Below are 13,698 nucleotides of genomic sequence, written 5' to 3'. Positions count from 1 at the left end.
GGCTGGGGGTGAGGGGGCTTTCACGGCCCGATCGCAGTTTGGCATCCCGCCGCTCTCGTCGTGAGAGCGGATTGTCTCCCCGTGCACGAAAGCGGGCGAGAGCTCGCTCACCCTCACCCCCGGCCCCTCTCCCTGAGGGAGAGGGGAGACGGGCGGACCGCTTCCGTCTTGGTCACCGGGCGGGCGGTGAACTACACCGTCGCGATGGCCGCGCCCGCATCCCCCGTCGATTCCGCTCCGGCCCCCGTTCCGGCATCCCTCGATCGGCCGCCGCTGCCGTTGTTGTTTCGCGTGTTGCACGCGGAGAAGGCCAAGAGCACGCACCATAAGCTGGCCCTCGATGCGCTCACCCATCTCACGGGGGAGCATTCGGTGCAGTGGCGGAACCTGTTTCTCCGGCAGGTCGAACCGCTGCTGACCGGGGCGAAAGCGCCGGACAAGACCTTCAAGGACTTCACCAATCACGTTCTGCACGTCCGCGACGGACTGTGGGGCGGGGCGCCGAAGAAGGTGCGCCAATGGTACGAAGCGCTGACGGACCGTCTCTCCGCCCGCGATTGGCCCGCCGCGGCGTACGCCGCCGGCGTGTTGAGCCACTACTACACCGACCCGCTAATGCCCTTTCACACGGGCCAAAGCGAGAAGGAAAAGTGCATCCACCGGGCCGCGGAGTGGAGCTGCACGAAGTCCTACGACCTGTTCAAAGCGGATTTGGAGGGGGCGCTCGGCTGGCCGGCGGTGGCGATGCCGACCGGCGACGATTGGCTCGAACAGATGACGATCGACGGCGCCGCCCGCGCCAATCGCTTCTATGACGACTTCTGCGAGCGCTACGACTTCGCCGCCGGGGTGAAGAACCCGCAGGCGGGGCTGGACGGCGTCTGTCGTCGCGAGTTGGCCCTGTGCTGCGGGCACGCGGCGGTCGGATTCGCGCTGATCCTCGATCGGGCGATCGCCGAGAGCGGCCAGACGCCGCCGCGGTCCGGGGTGAGCCTGATCGGGTTCCTCACGTCATTCTCGAAGCCGATTCTCTGGCTGACCCGCAAGCTGCACGACCGGGCCGATCGGGCCGAGGTGATGCGGATCTGGAAGGAGTTCAAGAAGACCGGCGACGTGGTCAAACGGCTGCCGGAGGAGAGCCGCGTGACCCGCGAAGCGTTCGCCGAGCATCAGAAAGCGACCGCCGCGTCGTCGGCCGGCGGCGTGCAGTCCTCGACCGAATCGCCCCGCGAACGCCGGCGGATGATCGCCGCGGTGCCCTCGCCGGCGCCTGCCGCGGAGTCCGCCCCGCGGCTCGCCCCGCAAACGACGCCCGACCCGTTCGCCCAGGCCTTCCAAGCGGCGACGCTGGAGGCGGCGAAGTTCGAGGCCGAAGAGTTTGAAGTGGAGCAGGTCGACGAACCGCTCGCGGCGCCGCGTTCGCCGCGGTTCGGCGCCCCGCCCGCCAGCCCGTTCGCCTATGCGGCTCCCCCTTCAACCAATCCCTCCTCGCATGGTTCGTCGTCGCACGGGGCCTCGCAGACGTTCCGGCTGCATCCGGCGGACCCGGTGGTCGACGCCCCCGGCATCGGCCCGAAGACCGCTGCTCGCTTCCTGAAGATCGGCGTGGAGACCGTCGGCGATCTGATCTCCGGCGACCCGCACGACGTGGCGGATCGGTTGGACACCCGCTGGATCGTGCCGGAGGTCGTCCGCGACTGGCAGGACGCGGCGCACCTGATGTGCCGTATCCCCAACCTGCACGGCCATGACGTGCAGATTCTCGTCGCCGTCGGCGTGACGGACCCGGACGACGTGGTCGGCCTCGCCCCGGACGACCTGCTAGGCCTGACCGAGCCGCTGCTGAGCACCTCCGAGGGCGAACGCATCCTCCGCGGCGGTTCCCCGCCGGACTTGGAAGAAGTGACGAATTGGATCGCGTGGGCGAAAGCCGCCCGCCCCCTGCCCGGCGAAGGTGAACCCCGCCGCGCCGCGGCGTGACGGCGCCGGCCGTCGACGGGCCGTCGCGGCTCAAATACTCTCAAAACCGGCAGGACCCGTGATTCGGCGCCGTACGTGCGGGCCGCGCGGCGGAGCGGTCGAGTGGAAGCGAAGGGAAGGATCCCTTCGCTCAGGACGCGCCACGGCATGACGGCGGCGCGTCCCTCACGCCGCACCGGACGCGCACACAATGGCCAGCCGTAAACGGACGATTCAACCGAAGGTTTGCAGGCGCCGAGCGTTCGGGCGAGCCGGCGCCGCGGCCCTGCTGCTCCTCTTTGCCGGATCGACGGCCGACCCGGCCCGCGGCGGCGATTCCGGCTGGCGGGGCGAACTCGCGACGGGGGCGGGCTATTTCGATCTCGACGCCACGTCCCGACTGGGGAGCCAGACGGTTCTCTCCGCGTATCGCCCGCTGTCGAGCGACACCGCGTGTTTCATCACCGGTAACACGAATCAGTTTGACGCCGGTTCGCAGTACGGCGCCGCGTTCGGTCTGTTCAAAGCGCCGACCGGGCCGAATTCGCTGACCGATCGGCTGGGTTGGTCCGCGACCTATGATTCCTTCACCGACAGCCGGCTCGGCTCGCCGTATATCGGGACGTTCTCCGGCGACCTGGAATGGCTGTTCGGCGGCGGCGGCCACGCGCCGATCATCGGCGGGGCCCGCTATGCGCGGACCGTGACCGGATCGACGGTGGACTGCCTGCCGCAGGCCGTTTATCAGAACGGCATGTCCGGCGGACCGTTCGATTTTCGCGGCTTGAACGCGGTCGAGTTGTACGGCCGCTCGACGGTCGGGGTCGCACAGCTGGAACTGGGCGTCGGCTATCTGGACGGGCCGCACCTCACCACCTATCGGGCCGCGCTCGCGGCGCCGCTGTCGGACCGCGTCGGCCTGCGGATGCAGGCGACCGGCGGCGACGACGACCAATGGACCGGGTTCGCCGGACTCACCTTCGCCCTCAGCGGGCGGCGGGCCGTGCAAACGGTTCGCAGCCGCGACCCGCTCCTCGACGCTCCGGCCGGCCTCGCACTGGCCGCCTCCGAGGAACGGGACGGCCAGACGGACGGGATTCAACTCGCGCAGCTGAACAGCTCCGACGAACACGCCGGCGGGATCCTGGCGGTCGCCGCGACGCAGCCCGGACCGCGGTTCGTCTCCCCCGGAACCTGCGGCTGCTGCAGTTGCGCGTTGAACTCGAAGTTCGGCTCGGTCGTGAACCATCGACTGTCGACGCAGGAGAACCTGCTTCGCCAAGGCGCCGACGAACGGCGACGGAACATGATTGCCGTACGTCGACGGCCCGCCCCCCCGGGAATGCCCCCGGTGGTGGTGGTGGAAGAGGGCGACTGACGGCCGACCGGCGCCGGTTCGTTACGGTGCCCGCTTGATCGTCACGTCTTTGAACCGCACGACCATCGGCGGCCCCTGGTGCAATTGCAGGGCGATCACGCCGGCGGTCTCGCGGTCGGGGCGGGTATCGGTCACGCGGCTCATCAATTGGCCGTTGATGTAATGGCTCATCGTGGGGCCGTCGGCGACGATGCGATACTCGTTCCAGCCGTCTTTGACGAACTTCTTTTGCAGCGTCGCCGGGTCGCCGCAGGTTCCGACGAATTGATTCACGCCCTTCTTGCCGCCGGGGACGACCTTCGTCATCTGCCCCCGCAGCGCCACGATGCCGCGGGCCTGCTCGCTGTAATGAATGCCGGAGTACTTGGGGGAACTATCGATATCCGCCTGCGGGCCGCGGACGCGGAATTGATCTTCGTCGAAGACCTCCGCCCGATACTGCACGCCGCTGTTGCCGCCCTCGATTTTATAGTTCAGTCGCAACTCGAAGTTTTCCGCCGGTTCGTCGCGAATCAGGAAGGTGTTGACCTTCAACGGCGCCTCGGCGGAGGTGCGCCCGACGATCGCCCCGTCCTCGACGCTCCACAGGCCGTCCTGCCCGCGCCAGCCGTCCAGCGTTTGGCCGTCGAACAGGGGGACGGACTCGGCTTCAGCGATCGTGGCGCCGAGGCTCTGCGGAGCCTCGGCGTTATCTGCGTCTTGAAACCCAAAGCAGAGGGCGGGGAGCAACAGGGCGGCGTACATCGGGCGAAGAACCTTCGGAGCAAGGAGCGAACGCTGTCAGGTTAACGTGGACGCCCGCGTCTCGCTCTCTTACTCCGCCGGCTCTTCTGCGGGGGACCCGTCATAAAACGGCGTGTCGTCTGCGGGCTCGTCGTCGCTCGCCTCGGACTTCGGGGCCTCCTCTTCGAGTTCCGCCTTCCTCTCCTGCACCGGATTCTCGCCCGGCAGCGCCCAGACGCTCACGTCGTTGTGGCCGGTGGGGAGGGCGGACTGCTTGCCCTCTTTGCGGCCCCAGCGGTTGCCGGAGGTGGTGACGAAGTTCCCGTTCGGCAGGAAGGCGACGTCCCACAGCAGTCCGCCGTCGTAGGTGCGGCCGAAGCGGACCTCGCCGGCCTCCAGGTCGAACAGGCTCAGCGAGCGGCCGCCGAGGTTCCCGCCGCCGCCCACGACCAGCCCGGTGCGGCCGTCGGGACCGAGAGCGATCTGATTGATCGTCAGCTTGGCGGGGATCGTCTTCAGCAACTCGCCGGAGGGGGTGTCCCACAGCTTCATCGCCCCGTCGCCGGCTCCGACGAGCACGCGACTGTCGCCCACCGGGCACAGGCCGGCCGCGGCGCCCAGCTCGGGCGGGTTCTCCGGCAGGGCCTTCACGAAGTCGCCGGTCTTCAGATCCCAGACCAACGCCTGACCGGGGCGATTGACGGCCAGCACGTGCTCGCCGTCGCCGGTCACGGCGACGCGGAGGATCTGAGCCTCGCCGTGCCGCAGGACGTGCCTCGCGGCGCCGGTCTCCCGATCCCAGACGAACACCGCGGGGCCGTTCGGGCTGGCGCCGATGATCGATTCGCCGTCGCGGCTGAAGGCCACGTCCAGCACCACGTCGGCGCCGCGGTAGGACTGAAGGATCTCGTAGGCACCTAAACTCTCGCCGCCGAGGTCTTCCGCCGGTCCCCACAACCGAGCGACGCCGTCGTACGCGCCGGTGAGAATGTGTGTTCCGTCGGGGCTGAAAGCGACGTCCAGCACGTTCGCGGGATGCGGCAGGCGGGCGATCTCTTCGCCCGTCGCGGCGTCCCAGATGCGCGCGGTGCGGTCGCCGTCGGCCCAGCCGCTGGCGCTGGCGATCCGGGTTCCGTCCGGGGAGACCGCGATCTGCGTCGCCGGGGCGTCGTGGCCTTCGAGGCGGTGGACGAGGCGAATCTCCGCGTCGTCCGGCCCGCCGCCGATGCCGGTGGTGCGGAAGTACGTCTTGCCGCTGCCTTGGCGGAAATAGGGACGTTCAAACTGCGGGCCGTCGTCCCCGGCGACCTCATCCCCGGCGACTTCGTCTCCGTGAGCGTCGATCCCGCTCGCTTGATCCTCGCCCTCCGCGTGCGGGAAATCCCAGAGGCTCACGGCGAAGTCGCCGGTGGGGACCGGGTCGCCGGACCGTGACCAGCGGGCGCCGTCGGCGACCAGCAGGCGGGCGCTATCCGGGGTGAACGCGGCGCTGAACAACGCCCCGCCGGTGTAGCTGCGGGAGAAACGAACGGCGCCGGTCTTCGCATCGAGGACGGTCAGGGCGCGGAGGCCCGGGAGGCCGCCGCCGCCGACCACGACGACCGTGCGGCCGTCGGGACTGACGGCGAGATCCTGCACGCTCAGCCCCGCGTCGACGGACCAGCGTTCCTCCCCGCTCTCCAGATCCCACAGGTGAACGACGCCGTCGTTCCCCGCGGAGACGCCCCGCTTGCCGTCCGGCAGCAGCGCCAAACCGACGCCGGCGTTCTGGTGCTTGATCTCCTCCGGGACGTTTTTGAGGAACTCGCCGTCCTCCAGATCCCACAACCACAGCTTCGCGCTGCGGTCGGCGGTGACGACCCGCCTACCGTCCGGCGTGATCGCCAGTCGCAGCGGCTGCATTTTCTTTTTGAGGGTGTGCAGCAGTTCGCCGCTGTTCGCATCCCAGACGTAGGTCGCCGCGGCGAGCGTGCTGCACGCCACGACCTTCGCCCCGTCCGGGGTGAAGGCCACGTCCAGCAGGCGGTCGGCGCCTTCGTACTCGCGGAGCTTCTTCCCCGTGTTCAAATCGAACGTTCGGGCGAACCCGTCAGCGGCGCCGGTCACCAGTTTCGACCCGTCCGGATTGAAGGCGACGGCGTACACGCCGGCGGGGTGCTCAAACGTGTGGAGCAGCTTGCCCGTCTCATAGTTCCACACGCGGGCGGTCTGATCGCCCTCCGGCCACCCGCTGGCGCTGGCGACGAGTTTCCCGTCGGACGAGACCGCGACCTCCTTCACCGGGGCGGTGTGGCCCTCGAAGCGTTTGACGAGGGCGAGGTTCGCGTCCGGCTGCGTCTGGCCGACGTCGCCGAAGCGAGGCGAGACCGGCACGAAGTGCGGTTCCCGGGAGGGCGGGACAGGATCGCCTCCCCTTCTGGAATCGAACCGATACGCGTCGGGATCGAGGGATCGCCAATTGCCTTTGGGATCCCGATAGACGCTTCCGTACGACGGCCACTGAACGACCGGCCGGGCGGGCGCCGACTTCGACAAGGTCCACAGACTCACGTCGAAGTCGCCCGTGGGGGCGAAGCCGCCGTTGTGATGCCGCGTGCCGGAACTGGTCACGAATCGCTTGCCGTCCGGGAGGAACGCGGCGTCCCAGAGGAAGCCGCCCTCGTAGGCCCGGTCGAACTGTTTCTCCCCGGAGTCCATGTCTAAGACCGCCAGCGCCCGGTTGACCGCGGGGCCGGCGCCGCCGGCGATCAGGGCGGTTTTCCCGTCGGGACTGACCGCGATCGACTGCACGGCGGTCACGCCGGACATCACGGACCAGGCCAGTTCGCCGCGTTCCAGGTTCCACTTGCGCACGACGCCGGCGTTGTCGCCGGTCAGGGCGAACCGACCGTCCGGCGACACGGCCAGGCCGACGTTGTGCATGAACCGCTCCTTCATCTCCTCGGGCAGCGCTTTGACGAAGGCGCCGTCGGCCAGCGTCCAGATCAGCAACTGCCCGGCCGCGTCCGCGGCGACGACACGCTTGCCGTCCGGCGTCACGACCGCCCGCACGGGCCGTTCGCGTTCGTGCTTCAGAACGTGCAACGCATCGCCGGTCGCAGCGTCCCAGACATAGACGGCCTCGCCGAAGTTCGACGCGGCGACCACCATCGAACCGTCCGGGCTGTAGCTCACGTCGGTCAGCACGTCCGTGCCGTCGTAGCGGCGCACTTCCTTCCCGGAGTCCAAATCGAACGCGCGGGCGGCGCCGTCCGTCGCGCCGGTCAGCAGCGTTTTGCCGTCCGGCGAGAACGCCACGTCGACGACATGGGCGTCGTGCGAAAAGACGTGCTTCGACTCGCCGGAATCGATCTCCCAGACCCGCGCGGTGCGGTCGCCCTCCGGCCACCCGCTGCTGCTTGCCACGAGCGAGCCGTCCGGCGACACCGCGACGGATTTCGGCGCCGCCTTATGTCCTTGGAAGCGACGAACCAGCGTCGCGTCGCCTTCCCCCGCTCCGCCGGGATCACGCCCGACCCGCGGCGAGACGAACCGCGGGCCGTCGTTCCCGCCGATTGCGACCTCGCCGCCCGCCGAGGGGAACTCCCACAGCCCCAATGCGAACCCGTCATCAATGTTGACGGCGCCGCGGGCGCGGTCGGCCTGGGCGTTCTCGCGGGAGCCGTGGCTCGTCAGCAGGCGCTGCCCATCCGGGGTGAACGCCGCGGACCACAGCGTGCCGCCCTCGTAGCTGCGGGTGAACCGCACGCGGCCGGGGGCGTCGTTCTGCGGCACGTCGATCACGGTCAGGTTGCGCTGGCCGTCAAAGCCCCGCCCGCCCACCGCGACGACCGTGCGGCCGTCCGGGCTGGCGGAGAGGCCGTGCATCGTGTGCCCCGAATCCAAAGACCACAGTTCCGTCCCGGCGTTCAGATCCCAGCAGCGGATGACGCCGTCGTAGCCGGAGGCGACGGCCCGCCGACTGTCCCCCAGCAGCGCCAGCCCGACGCTGGCGTGCTGGCGTCTGATACGTTCCGGCAGGCTTTTCAGAGGTTCGCCGGACTTGAGATCCCAGAGAACCAACCGGCCGTCGTGATCCGCCGCGACGATGCGTTTGCCGTCGGCCGTGACCTCCACCCGCACCAATTGTTTGTCCTGCTTCAGCGTGTGCAGCAGCTCGCCGCTGGCGGCGTCCCAGACGTACGCCGCCGTCGCGAACGTGCTGCACGCGACGACCTTCGAACCGTCCGGCGAGTAGGTCACGTCCAGCAACCGGTCGTCGGCCTGATACTTGCGAATCTGCTCGCCGGTCTTCAGATCGAACGTGCGGGCGGCGCCGTCAGCGCAGGCGGTCACCAGCGTGGTGTTATCCGGGCTGAAAGCGACCGCGAAGACCGCCGCGGGATGGCGGAAGACGTGACGGGGGGCGCCGGAACTGAGATCCCACACACGGGCGGTTTGATCGCCCACCGGCCACCCGCTGGCGCCGGCGGCGAGCGTCCCGTCCGGCGAGACCGCCACCTCACGCACCTGCCCCGAGTGCCCCGGCAACCGACGGACGAGCGACAGATTCGCCGCCTCGTCGGCAGGAACGCCGCCGTCGTCGGGAACAAACCGCGGACCGGCGGGGCGGCGGAGCCGGGGGTTCGAAACAGGAGCGGGCGACCAGGGGGCGCCCGGTTGGACGTACAAACCGGGCGGATTGAACTGATACAGCGTCGCGTCGCGGACCCAGACGGTCCCGCCGCCGTCGATCACCAGCTTCAACTCCGCTTTGACGGCTTCCTGACCGGGATTGATTTGAAAGGGAACGGTTCTGACGGACTTCCAGTCGCCGTCGCTGGAAACCGCTTCATGGTCCGTTCGCATGATGGAGCGCTGCCCGTCCGCGTAGCGGACCCACATCTCCAAGTAGGCCCGGCGTTTGATGCCCTGCGTCTTCAAATCCGCGGCGTAGACCAGCGAGCGGGCGTCCCGGCCAGCCAGCGGAACGTCCGTCAGTCGGACGGACCGGCCGTTTAGACCGTCGATCTTCCACGCGTTCTCCGCTGCGTCCCAAGTGACGCCGACGGGATTGAGTGGTTTGTCGTCCCATCCGAACTGGGTGAGAATCGTCGGGTTCTGCGGCCGGCGGTTCCCGTCGCCTCCGCGGGCCACGTCGGCCGGGACGCTGCCGGAGGACGGAATCGTCCACAGCCGCAGGGTGTAGTCGCCGGTTCTGGCGATCTTGGAGCCGTCCCAGTAACCGCCGCCGCCGGTCAGCACCTGTCGGCCGTCCGGGGAGACGGCGACCTGGTGTAGGGCCCGGCCGGGGCGTTCGAGCCGGGACAGCTCCCGGCCGGTCTCGAGATCCCAGAGGCACAACAGCCCGCTCACGCCGCCGGTCACGGCCCGGCGACCGTCCGGCAGGAAGACCACGGAACGCACTTCTCCGGGGTGTCCTTCAAGCCGCTGCCGGACCCGGCCGTCGGCCGCGTCGATCAGCACAACGTGCCCGCCGGAATCGCCGACCATCAGGCGGTCGCCCTCGCGGGAGAACGCCAGCGCGGTGATCGCGCGATGGCTGGGGGCGACTTTGGCGAGGAGCTTGCCGTCGGACAGGTTCCACACATGCACCTCCCCGCTCCGCCCGCCGCCGAGCCAACCGACGGCCGCCCGCGTCCCGTCCGGCGAAACGGCGACGGCGGCCGACCCGACCTTCTCCCCGAAGTTCCCGATCCGCTCCGGCGCCGCAACGGTGTAGAGAACCCGCCCCGTCGCGGTGTCCAGGACCGACACGTCGCCTGGCTGACGGGCGGCGACGAGACGCGACCCGTCCGGCGTCAGCGCCAAGGCCGAGATGTGCGTCCGCCCGCCGTCGGGCAGGACGTACTGCCGGACGACCTCGCCGGTCTGGAGATCCACCTTCAGCGCCACGGGCCGATTCGTGACGCTCGCGATCGCGAACCGGCCGTCGGGGGTGAGGTCAAAATCCATCACCCAGCCGCTGAGCGGCGTCGCCCGCAGCAGTTCCCCGGAGGCGACGTCCCAGGTCCGCAAATCGCCGTCCCCGGAGACGGCTTTCCGGCCGCCGTCGTAGAAGGCGATTTTGTTCACCGGAGCGAGGTGCCCCTTGAACTCTTTGAGCAGGTCGAACGACGAGCCGTCGGCCGAGGGGCCGTCGTCCACTGGAACCAAACTCCCCGGCCGCCCGCCCAAGCCTTCCAATCGGGCGTTCCGCAGCCAGACCGTGCCGCCGCCCTCGATGACGAGGTTCAGTTCCGCCCCGATCGCCTCAGCGCCGGGCTTGAGAGGAACCGGGACCCAGACCGTGCGCCAGCCGTCCGTGCCGGAGACGGCGGAGGTTTTGCCGCGGGTGACGAACCGCTGACCGTCGACGGTGGAGATCCACATCTCCAGGTAGGCCTTGCCGGTGACGTCCTCCGCCCGCAAATCGGCCTTGAACGTCACCTGGTCGCGGGCGGGGTTCTTCAGCGACACGTCGTACAGCCGCACGTTGCGGCCGGAGAGGCCGTCGATCCGCCACGCCAGCGAGGCGGCGTCCCGCGTGACCTTGAAGGTGTTCAGCAGTTTTTGGCTCGGGGGGAACTGGTGCGGGAGGGTGACCGTTTGCTTCGTTTCGGCGGCGCCCGCGGCTCGATCGCCCGGTTCCCACTCCACTTTCACCACCTCACGCCCGTTGCGTTCGACGGTGACCAGTTCGGTGAATTCGCGGCCGTCCTTGCTGGCCTTCACCTTATAGACGCCGGGTTTGAGGCGGATCTCGCTGGCGCCGGCGCCGGTGATAACCACGTCTTCGCCCTCGATCGTCACGCCGACGTCGGGATCGCTGACGGAGACCGCCAGCACGCCCTCGCCGCGGACCATCTTCACCACGGTGGGCACGATCTCCGTCACGCCGGTCGCCTCGGCGCCGCCCACGCCGATCAGCACGGCCAGCAGCGCCGCGGCCGTCACCGCCCAGCGGGACGCGGACGAACGACGGGCGGGCCGTTCCGCCGTCTCCGGCCGTTTCATCGGCGAGGGCGCCGGGGAGATCAGCGTGCCGGTGTTCTGCAGCTCCGCGAGCTGTCCGCCCAGCACGGCGGCGACCTCCGCGGCGGTTTGGAAGCGGTCGTCCGGGTTCTTGCTCAGCAGTCGGTCGATCACCGCGACCAGCGGGGCCGGCAGTTCGGGGTTCACCTCGCGGATCGGCCGGGGGGTGTCGTCACAGACCTTGCGCAGCACCGTCACCGGCGAGTCCCCGCGGAACGGCGGACGGCCGGTCGCCATCGCGTACAGCACGCTGCCCAGGCTGAACAGGTCGCTGCGGTAGTCGACCGGCTTCCCCTCGGCCTGTTCGGGGGACATGAACTGCGGGGTGCCGGCGATGTCGCCGGTGCGGGTGATGGCCACGTCGTCCGCCGCCCGGGCGAGGCCGAAGTCCGTCAGTTTGACCCGCTCCACGCCGTTCTCCAGCAGCACGTTGCCGGGCTTCACGTCGCGGTGGATCAATCCCTGCCCGTGGGCCGCGGCGAGGCCGCGGGCGATCTGCGAACCGATCCGCAGCGTCTCCCGGGCGCCCAGGGCGCCCTCGGCGTCCAGCTTCTCCCGCAGCGAGCGGCCGGCGACGTATTCCATCACCAGAAACGGCGTCGACCGATCCGGTTCGACGGCGTGAATCGTGACGACATGCGGATGCGTCACCGCCGCGGCGGCCTTCGCTTCCCGAGCGAACCGGCGCCGGGCGGTCGGATCGGCGGCCAGTTCCGGGGCCAGCGCCTTGATCGCCACGATGCGGTTCAGATGCGGGTCGCGGGCCTTCAGCACCACGCCCATCCCCCCGCGACCGATCGTTTCCTGCACCTCATAATCGCCCAGAGACTCGCCCAGCGTATGCGGCTTCGACGGCGGCGCCTCCCGAGGCGTCACCCCGTGATCGTCGCTGGCGACCGTTCGATCCGCGGGGAGCCGATCCGCAGAGGAGCGATCGTCCGGGAACCGGTCCTCCGCGGGGCGATCGAGGATCCCGTCGCCCGCCGCGTGGGCGGCCAGCAAACCGTTCACCTCGGCCCGCAACGTCGCGTCGCCCTCGCAGCGATCATCCAATAGCGCGGCTCGCTCGGCCGGGTCGTCCAGTTCGACCGCCTGAAGAAACAGCGAATCGGCGTCGGCCCGATCAACGGGGGGACGGTCGGCGTCGGGCCGGTCGGTGGGGGACGGAACGTCAGGCATCGATTCGATTCTCAATGGGGGCGTTCTCCAATGCGACGACCGCGGGCGGGCGTGCTCATGGAAAATCCGCCGAAACGAAAAATCGATCTTCCCGAACGCTTCAAGCGTCCGGGACGATCCCGCCGGTCCGCCCGTCCGGCACGCCCTCGATCGCCCGGTGCAGCCAGGCCCGGCCGAGCGTCCAGTCCCGCACCGCGGTGGCCCGGGAGATCTGGAGCGCGGCGGCGGTCTCCTCGAAGCTCAGCCCGGCGAAGTACCGCAGTTTGACGACCGCCGCGGCCCGCGGGCGCTGTGCTTCGAACCGCTGGAGCGCGGCGTCCAGCGCCAACAGGTCGCCGGCCCCGCCGTCGTCGAGGAACCCGGTCGGCTCGACGGCCAGCGCCTCTCCCGAGGCGTTCTCCTCCAACGACAGCCGCCGACGCCCGCCGCCGTGCTTGAGGCGGGTCTTACGACGGGCGTTTTCGATGAGAATCCGCCGCATCGCCTCGGCCGCCGCGGCGAAGAAGTGGCCGCGCGAATCCCAGCCGCGGTCGCCCTCCTCCGCGTCGCCGCCCGCGCGGGCCAGTCGCAGATACGCTTCGTGCACCAGCCCGGTCGCCTGCAAGGTGTGGCCGGCGGCCTCCTGAGCCATCCGCTGCCGGGCCAGCTTGCGGAGTTCCTCATACACCAACGGCAACAGCTCGTCCGCGGCGGCGGCGTCGCCGGCCTCGAAGCGATCCAGCAGTCGCGTCACGTCGTTCATCAACCCGTCGTTCATCAACCCGACAGCGTGTCGCAAGCCTCCGAGGCGAGCCGTTTCACGCTACGGCCCCGCCGCCCCGCACGCCAGCGGGCGGTGCTCGTGTCGCTCCCCTCGACCCCCTGCCACGTCCTTCAGGCTGCAAGGAGAAGGCGAACCGACGCTTCCGATCGCGGCGACCTGACCGCCGGGGGCGGGCGAGGGGGGATCGCCCGGTGGTGCGCGGGTCGGTCGCGGGGGACACTGCCATATGCGGAGCGCTCGCCCGCGCCTCAGTCGCCCGTGCCTCAGTCGCTCGCAGACTAGTCGCCCCGCCGTTCTCACCCTGTTCCCCGGAGTCCGCCGTGCGGCGTGTTCTGTCCGTCGCCGTGTTGCTGACGCTGATCGCGGCGCCCGCCCCGGCCGCGGCCCAGTTGACCGAACTGTTTGCCCGCGGGGCGGACGCCGTGCGGCGTCAGGCGACTCGGGCCGGCGCCGCGGGCGCCGACTTCGCCACCGTCGACCGCACGGTCACCGTGCGGGACGTGGATCTCGCCACCTTCAAACAGCGGCTCGAACGATTCGGGATCGAGATCCCGGTCGAAGCCGACGGGAAGGTGAACGCGACGCTGACCATCACCGCACGGTTGGCGCAGCTCACCCAGTCCGGGGCGATCACCGCGACCGGCCGGCTGACCTCCCCCCGGCTGACGCTCGCCCCGGCGCC

The 13,698-nt window shown here is 69.8% G+C and carries 6 protein-coding genes; 3 read left to right on the top strand and 3 right to left on the bottom strand.

From position 1 onward, the window contains the following. Window positions 1–186 precede the first annotated feature (186 nt). Together LzC2_RS22900 and LzC2_RS16375 are read left to right on the top strand one after the other, a co-directional pair. The gene (locus tag LzC2_RS22900; RefSeq protein ID WP_206678756.1) at window positions 187–1,980 is read left to right on the top strand and encodes a DUF4332 domain-containing protein; all 1,794 of its coding nucleotides are present in this window, start codon (window positions 187–189) and stop codon (window positions 1,978–1,980) included. A gap of 190 nt (window positions 1,981–2,170) precedes the next feature. After that, a complete protein-coding gene (locus LzC2_RS16375) occupies window positions 2,171–3,337 on the top strand; it encodes a hypothetical protein (RefSeq protein WP_171188971.1) in 1,167 nt (388 codons plus the stop codon). 21 nt (window positions 3,338–3,358) lie between these two features. Here LzC2_RS16375 and LzC2_RS16370 read toward each other — a convergent pair whose 3' ends face one another. The 3 genes from LzC2_RS16370 to LzC2_RS16360 form a co-directional block, all read right to left on the bottom strand. After that, window positions 3,359–4,081, bottom strand: coding sequence for a 3-keto-disaccharide hydrolase (locus LzC2_RS16370; protein ID WP_171188969.1), 723 nt, complete (start codon window positions 4,079–4,081; stop codon window positions 3,359–3,361). 69 nt (window positions 4,082–4,150) lie between these two features. Then, window positions 4,151–12,253, bottom strand: coding sequence for a WD40 repeat domain-containing serine/threonine protein kinase (locus tag LzC2_RS16365; protein WP_171188967.1), 8,103 nt, complete (start codon window positions 12,251–12,253; stop codon window positions 4,151–4,153). A gap of 100 nt (window positions 12,254–12,353) precedes the next feature. Beyond that, window positions 12,354–12,995, bottom strand: a complete 642-nt coding sequence (locus LzC2_RS16360) for an ECF-type sigma factor (protein ID WP_171188975.1) — start codon at window positions 12,993–12,995, stop codon at window positions 12,354–12,356. Between the two features lie 341 nt (window positions 12,996–13,336). On the opposite strand from LzC2_RS16360, the gene LzC2_RS16355 reads away from it, so the two are divergent. Beyond that, a partial coding sequence (locus LzC2_RS16355; protein ID WP_171188965.1) for a hypothetical protein occupies window positions 13,337–13,698 on the top strand: 362 nt, incomplete at its 3' end.

Origin of the sequence: Alienimonas chondri, assembly GCF_013036045.1 — a bacterium.
Lineage (GTDB): Bacteria > Planctomycetota > Planctomycetia > Planctomycetales > Planctomycetaceae > Alienimonas > Alienimonas chondri.
Note: the sequence above shows the minus strand (reverse complement) of the source record. Positions and strands in the feature narration are given on the sequence as shown.